Genomic DNA, 17,525 nt, shown 5'->3' with positions numbered 1-17,525 from the left:
CCCATGCCCAATGCCCTGAAAATTGCTATTTCTCACTATAAATAAAGCCCCAGAACTGGAAATTCATTCCTGGGGCTGTTATACCTGACCACATTTACCTTTTTAATTGAAAACTCTTAGAAATTTTGAAGTCTGAAAGACATAAGTAACTGAATTACGTCCAAAATAATATCAACTTTAAATTACAAAAACAAAAAAAAAGATATGATTATGCAAATCAAAACACACATAATTTAGACATCTATATAAAAGAGATATAACTCAAGGATTTATGTCCAACAACTTGATTAAAAAGACTTGATTTTTCAAAAGTAATAATCAACAATAAAAACATCATGTTCTATACATGATTGTAGCCGATAAAAGTGACAGAAGCCCTTACTTAAGTCCGCTTTCGCGGACTTTATTTATATAAAATATAGCTTTTTTGCCCAAAGATAAAAAAGAACATTTAAGAAACAAGTATTAGACATGTCCTTAAAACAAAGTTTGTGGGAAAATGATACATAAATAAAAATATAGTGCATCAAAAATGACGAGTCATTTAGTAAAAATCGAATCAGATCCCCAGTAAGTAAAACGATTAATTGGTATTAATTATGAACAGTTTATGACATTAGTTGTGTTGGCATAACAACGACATAATCAGAAACAAGATTACTAAAGACATAAATTAGATGCTTTTGTCTCCAAGGAAACAATATTTGTTAAACGGTTTCTAATTTTTTGTACTTATAAACTATTAAAGTTAGCGTTTAACAAAGACCTACCTAAAGCAATTTAGTCAAAAAACCTAATCTTGTACAATTGTTTTTGTAAAGTGTATTTTCAACATTGAAAATACACTATGACATAATTTTTGCCAATCATCCCTCTATTATGCAACGCCAGAATTATATTCTACGTTTTTACTTTGTTGCCGATCCTCGATAAATTCGCTCCATTTGCTCTGGAGAAAGTACTGTCATTGGAAACCATTGATGTTCGGAAATAGGGAATTCCTGAGAGGATTGAAACGCCCGTTGTTGAGTTTTAGTGAAATGTATTTCCACATTGCTAGTTAAAGGTGGGCTAAGTAATGTCTCATCTATCTCCGATGGGAGAAGCTGATTTTGAGGCAAGACATAGGCATGCTTTTGTGGATCATATGCCAAAATTTCCCCTGTTTCGATTTGATAAATCCAAGCATAAATACTGAGTTGTCCTTGGTGAAGCTTAGAGTGAATCACAGGGTAAGTCCGTAAATTTTCGATTTGGGTGAGTACATTCTCAGCAATAGTTATTTCTAAGAGTTCTTCCCCTTCGTAATGGCTATAGTTGTCTTTCACCAGTCGTCGGGTTGCCTCTGCATATTTAAGCCAGTCATGTACAAGCGGCATTTCTAACCGCAAGCTGTCTAACTTGATTAACCCTTTCATAGCACCACAATGCGAGTGACCACAGACAATAATTTGTTGAATATCTAACGCTTGAATAGCATATTCAATTGTTGCCCCTTCACCGCCATTAGTCGCACCAAATGGTGGAATAATGTTGCCTGCATTGCGGATAACAAATAATTCACCTAATTTGGCTTGTGTAATCAGGTTTGGATCGATACGCGAATCCGAACAAGTAATAAATAGTACCCTAGGTTTTTGACCATGAGAAAGTTGTTCAAAAAGTTCTTCATTGGCGGAAAAGTAACTACTTTTGAATTCGCGTAAACCTTTAATCAATTTTTTCATTGGAGTACCTAAATGAACAAGTAATACTTTAAATTTTTCGTATTAAGAAAGCACGATCGCGCAAAAATAACAATTGGCTCATACCATTAAGCGGTGCTTATGACAAAGTTGAATTGTAGGTAAAGCGGATGATTCTGATGAATTAGGTCGCCCACTAGGAGCAAGATTTTACCTTTTCCTCTTGTTTATAAATTTGGTATTTTTCCCCTTCCTCCATCCACACAAACAATACCCACTAGATAGCAACATTGCCCGATTAGCACTCAAACTGGATGGAAGTAGAAGGCAGCCCCTAATACAGCATAGGTTGCAAGCAACAGCATCCCCTCTAACCAGTTGGAGCGACCATCCAAACTAATTAGGTTGGCAATGACCACAGCAATGATGACCGCAACAACCTCAAACAAGTTAAAGTTTAAGTCCATTGGTTGTCCAATCACCTGCCCAACTAGCACAAGAAGCGGCGCAACCAACAAAGCAACTAGTAGACTTGACCCCATTGCTACAGACACTGACAAATCCATGTTGTTCTTAATTGCTACTCGGACAGCGGTTATATATTCGGCTGCACCTCCAACCAGTGGTAACAAAATTACTCCGGTAAATAAAGGTGTCAATCCTAGTCCCTTTGTTGCCTGTTCAACTGCACCAACAAAAATCTCGGACACGAAGGCTATACCAATCGTAGCCACAAGCAAAATACTAACCCAAAGGCTCAAGTTTGGCTTTGAATGTTTATCTTGTTCTGTGGCTTCTTCCTCCTGAAAAACCTTACCTTCTAGTTCTACAACCCCAACATCGTAGAGGTAGCTGTGAGTTTTTAAAGAAAATAACAGCGTAAAACCATAAACTACAATTAAAATAACCGCTACAAAAATCGACAGCTTGGTAATAGCGCTTTGCTCGACGACATTAGATGTAGTTATCACCATGGCAGGCAGAACAATTGCAGTTACTGCCAGTGTCATTGTGGAACCATTTACTCGCGCAGCCATTGGCTGAAAAGTCTGCTCCTTATAACGTAATCCTCCTAATAGCATGGATAGCCCCATTACCAATAGTAGATTACTGATAATCGTCCCAGTAATGCTGGCTTTTACGATGTCTACCAAGCCTTCTTTGAGAGCTGCTAGAGCAATGATTAACTCAGTCGCATTACCGAAGACTGCATTTAATAAGCCTCCTATAGAAGGCCCTAAAACCACAGCAATCTCTTCTGTCGCCCTACTCAGCCATATTGCTAAGGGAATGATTGCAAGCGCTGAAAGTCCAAACACTATTAATGCATCCCAGTCTAACTTTTCTGCTGCAATAGCAACCGGAATAAAAACTAGCAAACCTATTGAAATTAAGTTTTTAGTTTGTATATTTTTGAGTATGTTTGGCATCAGTATACAACTCTAATAATGATTGTTTGGCACAAACTATTACTTAATTGAAAAAACTGCACAATCAAAATAATTTTTTTGTCTGTTACAATTACTAAACAACTCGCCAGTATCTAAATCTCACTCATTTCCCAAAAGTATTTTATATGCAACGTCAAACTTAGCTAACTAGCTGAAGAGGGATGAGGGTGACAGAGAAAATAATACCTTCGACTGTCGCAATTACTACCCATCCCAGCTACATAGGTTTCTCTTTACACAACTAATCCCCCACTGCGAGAACTTAGCCAGAAGCTTTTTAATCACAATCTACAAAGCAAGGTGCTCAGCCCAGCACTCGTGAAAAAACTAAAAATCACGTTTTTCCCCAAGTATCGCCGCTATCTTCAGTTTTTCCATACGCAGAGGTTATTTGAAAAGTCTAATTTATTACTAGCCCTGGCGACTGGAAGTCGCGACTATACGAGACTTTACTCCGTTCGCCCTGATCTGCGACAGGAGAAGTTCTGATGCCTGTCTTGAAAAGTTTCCTACGGCGGGAAACCCCGTTCGCCTCAGACTTCTCTGCGCCTACAGAACTTTTCGCTGCGGCGGGCTACGCCAACGGATAGCGCAGCGATAGCGACGTAGGAGCGTCGGAGCCTCCGCTCAGACTTCTCTCCACCGACCTGGGTTAAAATCCTTGATAAGAGGCAGTCTTGCAGGGGGAACTAAAGGTACAAGGCTCACCCGCAAGTGGCGTGAAAGCTCCCTTGCTCCTTTTAAGAGTTGGTTGAAACCTCACCCGCAAGTGGCGTGATTTTTCCCCCTGCTCCCTTGCTAAGAGCTCCCCTGCTTTTTCATTTTTCGTTAGTCCACCTGCGTCGACTTGGTTTGTGTAGTAGCGAATTCTATATTCGCCTAATACTTTTCAAACATCCTCTAAGACGTCGCGCGGCAGAAGTTTTGCTCTTATCGCTTTGATATCTTCTTTACCAGACGCTCCGCGAACACCCAAAACTGAATTTTCAGACCTAAACTAAGCAGAATGCCTTTATGTCTTTCTATCTGGGCAAATGCATCTTGGCTCAATGCCTTCCTTGTCTTACTATATTTATGTAAGTATATTAGGCGACTCATAAATTTCTAAAAGTCCGCCTTTTTTTCAGATATTTATACTCAACAGATGAATATATTAATTATCCTGGGTGAAATTGTATTTTTAATAGTCATTTTCTCGCTTTTTAACTGGCTGATTGGCATAATATTCAAGCGGGTCACTAAAGTTTCTTGGCTTCAAGGAAAAACTGCAAATATCACCTTCCTGCGCCAGAGTATCAGCAGAATTTTAATTCTGACTTCTGTGGTACTATGTCTTGCGCTGATTAGCATAAATGGGATGGTAATTTATCAAGGTGGAAACATTCAGGAATTTCAACTTAATTTTATTCGCAGTCTTCCTACTCAATTCTGGCTCAATCTCTTAACTGCAAGCTTGAAAACGGTGAGTTTGCTAATGCTAGTTAAATTTAGCATACCATCCTTACGTCGGGGTATAGACTGGGTTTGCGATTACGCTAAAAAAGCTGATCAAATCAAGGCTAATGATGAGAGTATCGAGGCGTTTTTTAATATTTTAAAGAGAATTATTATTCATAGTATATGGATAGCTTCTGCTATCCTGTGTGCTAAATTTCTCTACTTACCAGAAGTCGTTTCTAAGTATATTTACATTGCTTTAAAAATATACATTACTATCACTGTTGGTTTACTCATTATCAAAGCTGTTGCTACTATTGTTGATACTCTCGATGCTCTGAGTCTTAAATATTCTAGTTCTAACAATCTACTGAGATTATACGAACGTTTATGTCAGCTTATACCTCTCTTCAAAAAATGTTTGGAATACATCCTTTATGTCGGTATAGTAAATCTTGTTGTTCCAGAGATAGAACCTATTGCTTGGATAAATGCTTATACTCCTAAAATTGTGCAGATTATTGGGGTTTTCTTTATTAGCAATGTTTTGATTGAAGTTGTTTACTTTATTCTTGATGAGTTCTACTTAAAAACTACACATGCCAATGACTCACAACGACAGAAACGGTTGACGCTTATTCCTTTAATACGGAGTTTTGCCAAATATTTCGTCTACTTTACTTCTGGAGTGACCATACTCAAGCTGATTGGTATTGATCCTGCGCCTATCTTAGCAGGTGCAGGAATTGTGGGTATAGCAGTTGGTTTTGGGGCGCAAAACCTCATTAATGATGTCGTTTGTGGATTTTTGATTTTGTTTGAAAACTATTACTTAGTGGGTGACTATATTGAAGCCGGGAAAATGGAAGAGAGAAGTGTTGAGGGGGTTGTAGAGGCGATTGAACTGCGAACCACTCACATCCGCCATCCTGATGGTCAATTGCAGATTATTCGTAATGGAGATATTGGATCAATTATCAATTTCTCCAAGCGGTATATATATGCAAGGGTGGAAGTTAGCGTTTCTTATGACTGCAATTTAGATCATGTATATAGATTGATTGAAAAGGTAGGACAGCAGTTAAAGGTTGATGAACAGGATGTTTTAGAACCCACGCGAGTAGCTGGAATAGAAAATTTTGGGGAGAATAACCTGTTACTGCTGACACTGACAAAAGTCAAGCCTGGAAAACACCTTCATATTCAGCGTGTTCTTCGCAAGATATTGAAGGATACTTTTAGTCAAGAAGAAATTGCAATTTGCGGTTTTTCTAAGAATTGATACTAAAAGAATGTTTGAAAAGTACTAGGCGAATAGAATTTGCTACTACACAACCAAAGTTCACCTCCGTGGACTAACACCAAATCAAGGGTTTGTTAACGTGCGGAGGCAGGTTTTATCTCGTGTAGCCAAGCCACTGCGTTGGTGTTAGCGTTCGCAAGAGCGTCTCGTAGAGAAGCGGTAGCGACGTAGGAGCGTCGGCAGTCCGCAGAAGAGGGGGTTTGCACGCCACTTGATGCCAGTCCGCTCAAGTAATACATAAGCTAACGCTGGTGCATTGCCAACTCGCATCAATACTCAACCGTTTTCAGAATGGAGAGCGTTCAAGGCGATTTCTGCTGGATGAACCACTGCATTACCTGCTAGATTGGCTTTTTCCTGTCTGCGAAGCACGATCATGCCACGAGAGCGATTCGATGAAGAATCCTTATCCATGCAAGCGGTATATAGACGCTGAACTGGGCATCTCCAAAACCGGGTATACCGTTTGGGATTTGTATCTGCAATGGTGATTTCTTGAGTGTCAGGGTCATAGTCTGCCAATAGGGAGAAGTGACCACCCTCTAAACTTGGATTTTCATGGGCAATACGGGTATTGAAGTTAAGAATATGGACATCAAGTTCATTACAAACGGCGGCTTCAACTTCACGTGTGAATGCTTCAAGCGTCATACTCGGTTTATCAAAATGCTCCACCCGAATGGACAGCGGTAATTTTTTTCTTTCAAGGTAAATTCGACAAGTGTCGTAGGTTTCTGCTAGGGTCATGCCATCATCTAAAACCGATGCGATCGGCAGTTGAGTGACATAGAAAATCTCATCAACAGTCGTCAGATATCCCAATGCGGTAAAGGCATAGGCAATTGCAGTGATATTGCAACAGAAGATGGGTTGTTGAAACTGATGTAGTTGAATGATTTCCAAATCTCGTTTAGAAATTTGAGCTAGGTTATCAATATCCATTTTTTTGCCTCTTTAGAGATACATGTATAGATTAACTCAGGACTTACGCTGTTTTTAAGATAGGTATATGTTTTGAATAGCTTTGCTTGTGGCAGATAACCGCTATAAGCAGCAAAATTACTACACTTTCTACACCACACATTAGTTTCTTAAGATTATGGCGAGAATGCAAGGACAGTTAAGACAGTTAAGCAAATTAAGTGTTGATAATGTATGGCTTTGTTCACAAACACACTTACTGCAATAAGGTATTTACGATTTTCCACCTGTGCGTAAGTCTTGATTTAGCCTAGTTTGCGCGCATTCCTCTTACATTAAAGCTGCAAATAACGACGGAATCAAGCCAAAAAGTGACCAATAATTCAGATTTCCATTGACTACGAACCCACAATCATTAGCAGGGGTTGCTACTGCATTCCCTGGTGATTCCAGCTTTAATTCGCAAGAATTGGCTGGTATCGGCTTTGTTGTGGTCTTTGTTTTAAAGTTTGATGGTTATAGATGAATATAGGAATAATCGAGCCTTACAATAACGGGTTTTTAGAAGTTGTACCAGAGAGCGATTATTGGCAGATTGCAGCTATACACATCAATGGCCAAGCTTACTGCCCTACTCCTCGGCTTTATCGTTCAGAAAAAGTGGCACTAACACAATCGGGAAAAATTTATGATTGGATAGCTGAAAACGAACCAGAAACTAGTAATGGGGCTTGCTACTGCTCTCAATTGAACCTCATCTTATGGCAGCAACCAAAAGTATCTTAGTTAACATTGACGGTATCAACCGGCTTTGTTGACAGTCTCTATATGTGGATACCTGATACAAGGTTCTTGGTGTTACTCCAGTTTGACTGTGCAATTTCCTTTCATGTCTATGGTTGGGAATAGGGGGCGATAACTTCTCTACCAGACGCTGCGCGCAGCTTGCTTCCCCATCCGGGCATGTTAAGCTGCGCTAACGCAACTACGCCTTACCGAAGCGATCGCGATCATACCGTTCGTCAAAATCGATGATTGGTCTCTTCGGCACAAAGCGATTGCCGAAAACTTTTTAATTTTATAAATATGATTATAATACTCTCAGTATTCAAACATTAGGACTTACGCAACTGGCACACAAGGCTTCTGGTATAAGAGTCAAGGGTCAAAGGTCAAGGGTCAAGAATCAAGGTTTTTTGGACTTTTGACCTTTGACTCTGGACAACCTCTGGCGTTAAAAATATGACACTTGCGTAAGTCCTGAACATATCTAAAGACTTGTAAAGCTTTGCATAGTAGCAGTTCTGGGCTTAAATAATTTAAAAATATAGGCATTAAATTTTAATTACTTTAATTTATTCGATAAAAGTAGCCGAAGAACCAAACAAATTTAGTATAAGAAGAAGCACTCTTTAAAACAGTACAAAAGCCTCAGAAAGTATACTTTGCTGATAAATATCCAAGGAAAAACAGTCTTAAACATCTCCTACCTACTTAACAAGTATTAACTTAGTTAAGCAAGAAACAGTGATACACGAACACCAGAACCGAACGATAGATGAGCAGCAATTGGAAAACCTACCAAACCTCAATCAGCAGTTGGTTGATATTTCTGCCTGTAGACCCTAACACTGGACTGATTTTTCTACTTTATCCCCCTATAGGATGATTAACTAGGCTGTTACTTGCCTTATAGTTAAAAGTACCCTGCGTAAATCCTTTTCCTTGTTTTTTAACTTTTGTCTAACAGCGTCAGTAACTTATCAAATCACCTGCTTGCGGGAGAAATTATTTTTGTAATTGTCCACCACAAGTGCTTTATCAACCTTTTTAAATTAACATTTATAAGGTAATATTTTTGCTAGCTTTACATTTTCTTAAAGTTACTATTTTCTCTAACCTAAATCTGGCATATCTTAAGTACATCTATCTGGCTAAGTCAAAAAAAATACTCAAAGCGTAACAATAAAAGTTAGAAGTCGCTAGTTTACAAGTGCAACTAAAGGGAAATACTTGGTTCAAGTAGAGAAAATTATTGGGAGAAAATCCCAGTTTGGATTACCCGCAAAAATCTGAAATAACCGAGTTTTTCAAACATCCTCTAAATACCTAAGCACAAGCTAAGAAAAAAGATACCAGATGTCCCATCCAGCCACGCCACACAAGGAGTAACTACGTATAGTTAGTACAACTCTAAGATTTTTAATTCTGGTGCTAGCGGAAAGCCAAATTTTTCGTGAAAATGAGGAAATATAAGTAAAAATAGGCATAAAGGCTTATTCCGATAAAAAGCTTTTAACTTAAATAGTCGAAGTTCAAAATCTCCTGTTTTAACTTCTTTTGAGGTAGAAAAGCTCCCAGGAAAAATTTCATCAAATTGAATTTCAAACTTTCTAGCAGTTTCTAGAAAAGGTTTACCTATTAATTTAGCTGCATAATCATATGCTGGGTTAGGAATATTTTTTCTATGTTGACTTTCGTCAAATCCAGCATTTAAAAGAAATTCAAAAAACTCATTTAATAATTTTGAGTTTTCACTTTCATTAAAACACTGCCATCCTTGAATTAGGCTGTGTTGTAGTTCCTGGTAAATTTCAGGCAAAAGTAAGCTATTAATAGATGGTAGCTCATCTGCATTTTGTTCCATTTATACCCCTTTATAAAATAATTTAAGAAGTCACTTTAAAAAGAAACAGGCTAAAATATGGTTACTTTATTACTAATAACTATAAATATATTAATTCTTCAGTTTAAGAAAATTATCACTACTGCATTTTTTGATCCATTTTGGCGGCTGGCGTTGCATGAGGATATACAAACTGATGATTTAACAACGGCCTACTTTACCCAAGCAAATCGCTGATTATCGCAGCGTTGCACTACTCCTCACGCTAACTAGGCGGAACGCAACAGATCTTGAGACACTAGCCAAAAAAAATCCTAGGCGTAGTTGACGGGCGCTGAAACTAAAGTAACTCGTTTGTTATTAACAACATAGAGTTTTTTATAAAATTCTAAAATATTTCTCAAGATAGAGTTTAAATCAGCATATTGTATAAAAGTATTCTCGTAATTATTTATTTCTTGCTCAATATCACTTGTCCAATTAATAAGACTGCTTTTAAAAATGTTGAGCATGTAAATGATACGATACGATCGCCTCTCAAGTCTACCCGGAAAAGCGATCGCACCCGTGCTTTACCGATAGCAGCTTCACCGCTTCTCTTTGTTTTCCTTCGCCATCGACAGCAAAAATTATGCTTGACTTTGAAAAATAGTGTGTTATATTAAAGAATACATCATAAGTTTGTCACCAAAAAATATTTAATATTAGTTTACAGTGTGTTGCTTGGTAGATAGAAGGGGAACTAAGGAGCAAAAACACTAGTTTTGGTGAAAGTTAAAATGCAGCGTTAGCGTTATGTAGCTGATTACAAGCGCTGTAATGTGACAGCGTAAGCTAACAAGCATAGTATAACCTCCAAAAGTGCTGCTGCATATATGGAGACCAAATAGTACTAGCATAAATTATGCTTGACTTTGAGAAATAGTGTATGAGAGTGACTTGAAGCTACTCTTGCACTAAAAGAAGTATTTTATAGAGATTTACAGTGTGCCGCGTGCGGAAAGAAAGGGGAACTGAGCGGCAAAAGACACTAACTTTGATCAAAAGCAAAAATACAGTATTAGCGTCAGGTAACAATTGTAAACACTCTGATATACCAGTGTGAGTAAATAGGCGTAGTATAACCTCAATAGGTGCGATTGCACATATGAGGTTTAATCGTCTCGACAAAGGTTGCGCTTGTATCTTGAGCAAAGAGTGTATGAGAGCGAACCTATCAATTCGCTTGTGCTTATCTGGCACAAGAACGTGAGTAGTATGGTTCCAATTAAGCAATAAGTGGTAGACTTCGCCGTAATCATCATCTTTGTCCACGCATAGATGGTGCAAAGCATTTGATCCAGGTTGTGGTCGCTGAATGATTTGGGATTGTACAGTGACCTCTGCTTTCTCATGTCATGGTGACTAGTGACGTCTAGCATAACAGCGAGTGGAATGCCCTTGACTTCTGTACTCAATTTACTTGGGTTAGTGGGATTAGCTCCAGTAGCTTTTTCCCTTCAATAAAGCTTTTGTGATTGTCTGGTTTCTCGCCAGTTATTCTCATCTGCTCTGATTTTGCAGTCATACTCCCTCAATCTACCTTTTCAAGATTGGGCACATATTCTCTGTTTTAGTCACTTTTGAAGATGGTCACGCAAAGTACTCGTTACGCCTAAACCACGTGGTTTTCTCGTGACAAACACTCAGCTTTTTACTCTATTCAACTCAGAATTATTATGATTACAACTCAACTATTTACCGATAGCTTTGACAGACCCGCAACCACTGCTGGTAATATCGGGAACGGCTGGCTAGATCTTAAGCCAAACATGACTGCTGGTTATGACTGGAGTGTTTCTGCTTCTACTGATTTAAGTGCAGTAAATACCACGAGTGGTACATCTTCAGCAGTACTAAACACTCACACAGTCCAAGATTGTGAAGTGGTATTTCAGGCAAATAGGACAAACTATAACTCCACTCGCAGACCTTTCATTGAAACACGTATCCAGAGCAATGGTGATCGTTATCGTATTCGTCTGTCACTAGGAAATAACAATACTCAGGTAGATGTTCAAGCTACCAAAGTTGTTGAAGGAGTCACTACTGAACTATGGAAAGCACTCACAAATGTTACTAGCAGCACATCAGATTTTAAATATATTGTGCGCTGCTACTCGTTTAATACTGCTTTGACTGTGTTTGAAGTGTACTACATCGATACAGCAAATAACAACCTTGTTTTGCTGACTGAGTTTTCAGATGCTGACCCAGCTCTAGCATCCGCAGGTAAGGTTGGTCTAGGGCACTATAACCAAGTCATTTGTAAGGTGTTTACTCTCAACAAGTTGGCCCTTGATACTCCACAGAATAAAACTATTTATTACGTTGCAACTACTGGGAACGACACCTCTGGAAAAGGTACTAAAGCTGCACCTTGGGCAACTGTTGAAAAAGCTTTGACCACTGTTATGCCTGATAGTGGACATGTGATTAATGTAGCTGCAGGAACCTACACGCTTGCAACTAACCCAACCCTTGTACCTTCTGGTATCACCTTAATTGGAGATGGTAAGCCTACAATCATTGGTGCTTTAAAGCTATCAAAAGGGCGGAAGAACCGTATTATCAACTTTAACTTCACAGGTACATCGACTGCAAATACCCCGTGTGACTACTACAACCACAATACTGGGATTGAGGTACGAGATACATTTGATATTCTCTTACACAACCTATCTTTTGAGAAGTATCGCAAGAATGCATTAAGGTTACTTAGTGTGCATACAGTGAAAGTGTCATCTATAGATATGGTTGATAGTTCTTATAATGATCGGTATTTCTATAGTCCAGGTTCTAGTGTGTTGCCACAAAATGCCGATGATGGATTAACTTCGCAAACACAATCCAACTGTCTAGAAATTACACGGCTTACGAAAGCTCGTTTTGTTAACGTACATGTGGATACAACTTCAAAGCGTGGTGGTGCTGGACTAAGAACTTATGAAGACTTATCAAAGTTCTACAATAGTGGAGCAACTCCATCAACGTATTTAGATGACATCGATATCCAGAATTGTACTTTCTTAGTTGATAAGTTTATGTCTTGGGGTGGCGGATATTCTCCTCAGATGTCTTTAGAGATATTCAACCACAAAACAACAAATACTACAATTCGCAACTGCGTTTTCAATAGTACTGTGAGTTTGGCTTCTGGAACTAATACGCCTGCCCTGAAGTTGTATGAGTGTGAGTGGATTAAATGGTTAGATGATCAGCCATTGTACGCAATTGAAGTTGTATCTACTAACCTAGAAATATTCCATAACTATATTACTGCTGGATCTTATCCTATTTACAATAGTGGTGCAATTGTGTCAAACATTCTTGTTCACAGTAATGTTTTTCGCAATATTGGTTATGTTGTAAACTTCAAGTCTTTATCACCTTTGAAATTCTACAACAATACAGTATATATAGGGGGCAAGGATAAGTTCTTCAACTTTGGTAGTACTGGACAGTTTGAAAACCCAAACAACGATATTGCAAATAATATCTTCTACTATGATAGTGCTACTGCTGGTGGTGACAAGCTAGGAGCAACCATTGGGGTTAGAAATAATTTATTTCACAATATGGACGTTCCTACTACAGCGACTAAGAGCAAAACAGGTAAACCTCTTTGGGTTTCTAGTGGTCAGCCCGTACTGTCTACCGACTATAGACCACAACAGTCAAGCCCTGTGCGTGGATCTGCTGCTGTAATTTCTGGCGTTACTCCCGAGGGAGAATCCACCCCAGACATTGGTGCACATCAGTGGGAACTGAACAATAAAGACGTATGGCATCCTGGAATAAAAAGCGACATTGATATTACAGATATCACAAGCATACTTGCTGAATGCTACGCTTAACGTTTTTCATGTCGCTACTTTAATGTAGAGAAGTTAATCAACAAAGACAGCTTTGCTCTGGGTAGTCTTGTTAGGGGCTTTTTCAAGAAAGCCCTTAGCAGGAACTATCCTCATCAGGTTTAAGATGAGTTGTCACCCACAAACGATCCGTCACTGTATTGGGAGAGACGTTAATTCGTTGTTGAAATGCTGAGACCTGTTCAATTAGGTCAGACTGATGCTCATAGCAAGTATGATAGGTAACATCTGAGCGTAACCAATGCCAAAGATGTTCTACAGGCATCAAATCGGGACTGTACCCTGGTAATGGTTCTATTTTTAGATCCAGTGTTGCGGCCGCATCTTTAACAATCTGTGAGCGGTGATAAGGAGCACCGTCCCAAATTAATGTCATTGGGTGAAAAGGGAATTCAGTTTTGAGGGTATTGAGAACATCAATAGTGTTGAGACCATTGGCACTGTCATAGGGAAAAATTCTCACTTCACCCAGATTCTAGATATAGACCCCATAGAAAGATACCTTGCTTCTTCTCTCAAGATTGCAGCATTTTGGTTCCAGCGATCGCAGTTAATTTTGAGCATCCTGTTTTGTTTTTTGTCACCTCACTTCTTTACAGTAATATATCTTCTGACAAAACTCCAGTTCTCAAGATGGATGAGGTTTAGAAGGTGTTGTAGAGTTTTTAATATACTGATTGCAATTTAAAAAGTCATGTCAAGAGTCAAAAGTCAATAGTCTAGGTTTTTAGACAAGCCCTTTCAAGGTGGGTAAAAATATGGCTCAAAAAATCCCCCTTTTATTTCTTACCTCTGTGTTCTCTGCGCCTCTGCGGTTAGATAAATTACTTTGAACCCCAGAGACACAGCAAAAAGTCGGAGCGCCGGAAACAGGCGATCTGAACTTTTCAAGACACAGAGCGCTGAGAAAAAACAATCTTATTTTACGAATCACCTTGAAAGGGCTAGTTTTTAGACTATTAACCAAACTCAGTGCTGAGTGCTGAGTCCCGCTACCGCTAACAGCACTCGGTACTCAGAACTATTCATCCTTGACTCTGAACAATCTTGATGAAAAAATATGACACTTTTTATAAAAAAACCGCCACCTGTATGAGAGACAAAAGTCAAGGGGGCGGGTATTTATCTGCAATAAAATCAAATGCTCAAAATCTACAGGGTATTTGGTAAATCTCCACTATGTGAAATACCACGAGAGCTACGACTTTCAGGAAATCCAGATGCATCAGCTTCTTTGACAAATCCACTGTAAGCTTCCATGCCGTGCTCGCCAATATCTAAGCCTTCAAGTTCTTCTTCTCTAGATACTCTGATACCTAAAGTCGCCTTGAGAACCAGCCAGAAAATACTGCTGAGGAGAACGGTCATCCCGCCTACTGAGAGGACACCAATTAGCTGAGTGAATAACTGTCCAAAGCCACCACCTGCCAATAAACCCTTAGCTGGGCCAAGTCCGTCACCATACCAGGAATAAACACCAGGGCCAACAGACCATAAACCAACTGCTAGAGTTCCCCAGATACCACAGACTAGGTGGACTGAGGTAGCTCCTACTGGGTCATCAATGTTGATTTTGTCAAAGAATGTTACAGAGAAAACTACAATGACTCCAGCAATCAAGCCAATAATAAAAGCACTGCCAATGCTGACATAAGCACAAGCTGCTGTAATTCCCACCAAGCCAGCTAAAATGCCGTTGATAATCATCGACAGATCTGGTTTACCTAAGTAAAGCCAAGCTGTAGCAGTGGCAGCAATACCGCCCGTAGCAGCGGCCATATTGGTGGTTAAGGCAATGTGGGTGATTGCACCAGGATCGGCAGCCATTACGGAACCGGGGTTGAAACCAAACCAGCCTAACCACAGAATTAAGCAGCCCAAAGTGGCTATGCTCATATTGTGACCAGGTAAGGCAATAACTTGCTTATCTTGATATTTGCCAATACGTGGGCCCAGAAATGCTGCTCCCATCAAAGCTGCCCAACCACCGACTGAGTGAACTACTGTAGAACCAGCAAAATCCCAAAAACCGCTTTTTGCTAACCAACCGCCACCCCAGATCCAGTGTCCGGTAATGGCGTAGGCAACACCTACGAGTAAGAGGCTAAAAATCAGGAAGTCAACAAACTTAATCCGTTCAGCAACTGCGCCAGAAACAATTGTGGCTGCGGTTCCAGCAAATACCAACTGGAATAAAAACTTGGCCGCTAGAGGTACACCAGCCCAATTAAGAGCGCTGTAGACACCTTGATAAGCGTCTCCTGTAGCGGGACTGTTATCTGCTCCTCCTAGGAAAAACCCATTCAATCCGATGAAGCCATTCCCGTCGCCAAACATTAATCCGAACCCAATCGCCCAAAAGGCAACTGTGGCCAGAGCAAACACAATCAAGTTTTTGGCAAGAACGTTGACAGCGTTTTTCTGGCGACAAAACCCGGTTTCCAACATACAAAAACCAGCGTTCATGAAGAACACTAAAAAGGCAGCGATCGCTACCCATAGTGTATCAATAGCAACTTTGAGTTCTGCTGTTGTTGGCCCTGTAGCTGGAGTTTGGGCAACTGCTACATAACCCCAACCCAATACAATCAGACAAGCTAAAGGTAAGCAGGCTTGCCAGCTGGGAGAGAGCCGCTTAATTGCTAGATTAAATATCTTGACTTTTGAGGTAAATTGTGTAGCTTTAGCGTAATTTTTTGCAAACAGACGCCTACTTTTTGTTTTAGATTTCTGTTTGTTCATAAATTTGAACATCATCCTCCAAACCATCCTTAAAAAACGCGGAAAAACTAATGTTATAAGCTAAATCAAGTGGTTTGTGAGATTTTTCATTTAAACCACTTGTTGCAAACCAGAAAGTCAAATAACCTAAGTAGAAGTTTAGGAAATTATTGGTATTTCTGTAAATATTGCAGTTGTTCTTAAGAAGTTATTATGTACTCTATTCATCAGTCAAGCCTACTTCACTTAATCTTTAATCTTTAGCAATAAAACTTTGAGAAAGCGATCGCCTGTAATTTTCAACATAATCTAATATTTTTTGCTCTTTTTTTCCTTTTTTAAGGAGAATCAACCTTGCTAATAGACTTAGCAAGGTTAATTTAGTTATGTAAACTCAACAAAGTTTTTGCTAACATTGCTAAAAAATAATTATCTCCTTGTATATGTCAGTTATTTTCCCTAAAACTCATTTTTATAAAATCAAAAACACTAATTTCAGGAAAAAACAAAACCATTCTCGCATAGAAATTATGAGACTAGTTCCTGTTGCACCTTTGGTGAATTACGCCTAACTAAAAGAATAAATTTGACTGATTATCTATTTAGTACAATCAAAAGATTGTATTATTTAATACATTTTTCGTTTCGTTTACAGCAAACAACCACTGATGCATTCAAATCAAGCGGCTGTATACCTTGTATGCTCAGTGTTTTACGTTATCTGGATAGAGCGATCGCAAATGTTATTAAATTTATATACAAAAACTTAACAATTTGTTACTTGTACTTGGCGTGAAGAACAGCAAATATACCCCTTGCCAAGAAAACAGGCGATAACAAGCATAAAAATGTTAAGAGTGGTAAATTTTACTTAAATTTTTCACAAATAACGACCATTATGAATTGACTTTTTGTGCCCCGATTTACTTAGCTCATTTGTTGTAAATATTGCTCATATCCAAGTTGTTCTAGTTTTATTTGCTTTGCAATTACTGATTCAGATAAAGCTTGGCGATATTCTTGCACTTTTTCTAGTAACTCTGGTTGTTGGGTAGCAAGAATTTGCACAGCCAAAAGACCAGCATTTTTGGCATTACCTATTGCCACTGTTGCCACCGGGATACCCGCAGGCATTTGTACAATGGAATACAAAGAATCAACACCTTGTAAGTGACGTGTGGCTACGGGAACGCCGATTACAGGAAGTGGGGTTAAAGATGCTACCATCCCAGGAAGGTGAGCAGCGCCACCCGCACCAGCGATAATCACCTTGATACCGCGTTTGTGGGCTTGTTGGGCATATTGCACCATGCGTTCTGGAGTACGATGAGCAGAAATGATCGCCACTTCATTCTGGATACCAAACTCTTCACAGATTGCGATCGCGTCTTTCATAGTGGGCAAATCAGAATCGCTACCCATGATAATACCGACAAGAGGAGTCATAGAATTTTAGATTTTTGGTTA

At 39.2% G+C, this 17,525-nt stretch carries 12 protein-coding genes; 4 read left to right on the top strand and 8 right to left on the bottom strand.

Annotated features, from left to right (window positions below):
• Positions 1-908: 908 nt before the first annotated feature.
• On the bottom strand, positions 909-1,727 hold the full coding sequence (locus tag IQ246_RS14605; RefSeq protein ID WP_194004082.1) for a carbonic anhydrase: 819 nt from the start codon (positions 1,725-1,727) through the stop codon (positions 909-911).
• Positions 1,728-1,990: 263 nt separating this feature from the next.
• Positions 1,991-3,115, bottom strand: a complete 1,125-nt coding sequence (gene cax / locus IQ246_RS14600; protein WP_208492168.1) for a calcium/proton exchanger — start codon at positions 3,113-3,115, stop codon at positions 1,991-1,993.
• Between the two features lie 1,165 nt (positions 3,116-4,280).
• Between cax and IQ246_RS14595 the strand changes: the two genes are divergently transcribed.
• Positions 4,281-5,855: a mechanosensitive ion channel family protein gene (locus IQ246_RS14595; RefSeq protein WP_194004081.1), complete on the top strand. Its 1,575-nt coding sequence runs from the start codon at positions 4,281-4,283 to the stop codon at positions 5,853-5,855.
• A gap of 147 nt (positions 5,856-6,002) precedes the next feature.
• On the opposite strand, the gene IQ246_RS14590 is transcribed toward IQ246_RS14595, so the two are convergent.
• Both IQ246_RS14590 and IQ246_RS14585 read right to left on the bottom strand, forming a co-directional pair.
• Complete coding sequence (locus IQ246_RS14590; protein WP_194004080.1) at positions 6,003-6,146, bottom strand: hypothetical protein; 144 nt, start codon at positions 6,144-6,146, stop codon at positions 6,003-6,005.
• 6 nt (positions 6,147-6,152) lie between these two features.
• Complete coding sequence (locus tag IQ246_RS14585; protein WP_194004079.1) at positions 6,153-6,818, bottom strand: phytochelatin synthase family protein; 666 nt, start codon at positions 6,816-6,818, stop codon at positions 6,153-6,155.
• A 373-nt stretch (positions 6,819-7,191) separates the two neighbouring features.
• Here IQ246_RS14585 and IQ246_RS30905 point away from each other — a divergent pair, with 373 nt between their 5' ends.
• Together IQ246_RS30905 and IQ246_RS14580 are read left to right on the top strand one after the other, a co-directional pair.
• Positions 7,192-7,323: a hypothetical protein gene (locus tag IQ246_RS30905; protein ID WP_255515561.1), complete on the top strand. Its 132-nt coding sequence runs from the start codon at positions 7,192-7,194 to the stop codon at positions 7,321-7,323.
• Positions 7,320-7,583 carry a hypothetical protein gene (locus tag IQ246_RS14580; protein WP_194004078.1) on the top strand — a complete coding sequence of 88 codons (264 nt, stop codon included), beginning with the start codon at positions 7,320-7,322 and terminating at the stop codon, positions 7,581-7,583. Before IQ246_RS30905 ends, IQ246_RS14580 begins: the two co-directional genes overlap by 4 nt.
• 1,396 nt (positions 7,584-8,979) lie before the next feature.
• Here IQ246_RS14580 and IQ246_RS14575 read toward each other — a convergent pair.
• Positions 8,980-9,444 carry a hypothetical protein gene (locus IQ246_RS14575; RefSeq protein WP_194004077.1) on the bottom strand — a complete coding sequence of 155 codons (465 nt, stop codon included), beginning with the start codon at positions 9,442-9,444 and terminating at the stop codon, positions 8,980-8,982.
• 1,697 nt (positions 9,445-11,141) lie between these two features.
• Here IQ246_RS14575 and IQ246_RS14570 point away from each other — a divergent pair.
• Positions 11,142-13,319: a hypothetical protein gene (locus IQ246_RS14570; protein WP_194004076.1), complete on the top strand. Its 2,178-nt coding sequence runs from the start codon at positions 11,142-11,144 to the stop codon at positions 13,317-13,319.
• Positions 13,320-13,413: 94 nt separating this feature from the next.
• Here IQ246_RS14570 and IQ246_RS14565 read toward each other — a convergent pair whose 3' ends face one another.
• From IQ246_RS14565 to purE, 3 genes are all read right to left on the bottom strand, one after another.
• Complete coding sequence (locus IQ246_RS14565) at positions 13,414-13,800, bottom strand: transposase (RefSeq protein ID WP_194004075.1); 387 nt, start codon at positions 13,798-13,800, stop codon at positions 13,414-13,416.
• 689 nt (positions 13,801-14,489) lie between these two features.
• Positions 14,490-16,079 carry an ammonium transporter gene (locus tag IQ246_RS14560; protein WP_194004074.1) on the bottom strand — a complete coding sequence of 530 codons (1,590 nt, stop codon included), beginning with the start codon at positions 16,077-16,079 and terminating at the stop codon, positions 14,490-14,492.
• Positions 16,080-16,985: 906 nt separating this feature from the next.
• On the bottom strand, positions 16,986-17,504 hold the full coding sequence (gene purE / locus IQ246_RS14555) for a 5-(carboxyamino)imidazole ribonucleotide mutase (protein WP_194004073.1): 519 nt from the start codon (positions 17,502-17,504) through the stop codon (positions 16,986-16,988).
• Between the last annotated feature and the right edge of the window lie 21 nt (positions 17,505-17,525).

It is taken from the genome of aff. Roholtiella sp. LEGE 12411, assembly GCF_015206995.1.
Taxonomy (GTDB): domain Bacteria; phylum Cyanobacteriota; class Cyanobacteriia; order Cyanobacteriales; family Nostocaceae; genus Komarekiella.
This window is presented reverse-complemented; position numbering and strand designations above follow the sequence as displayed.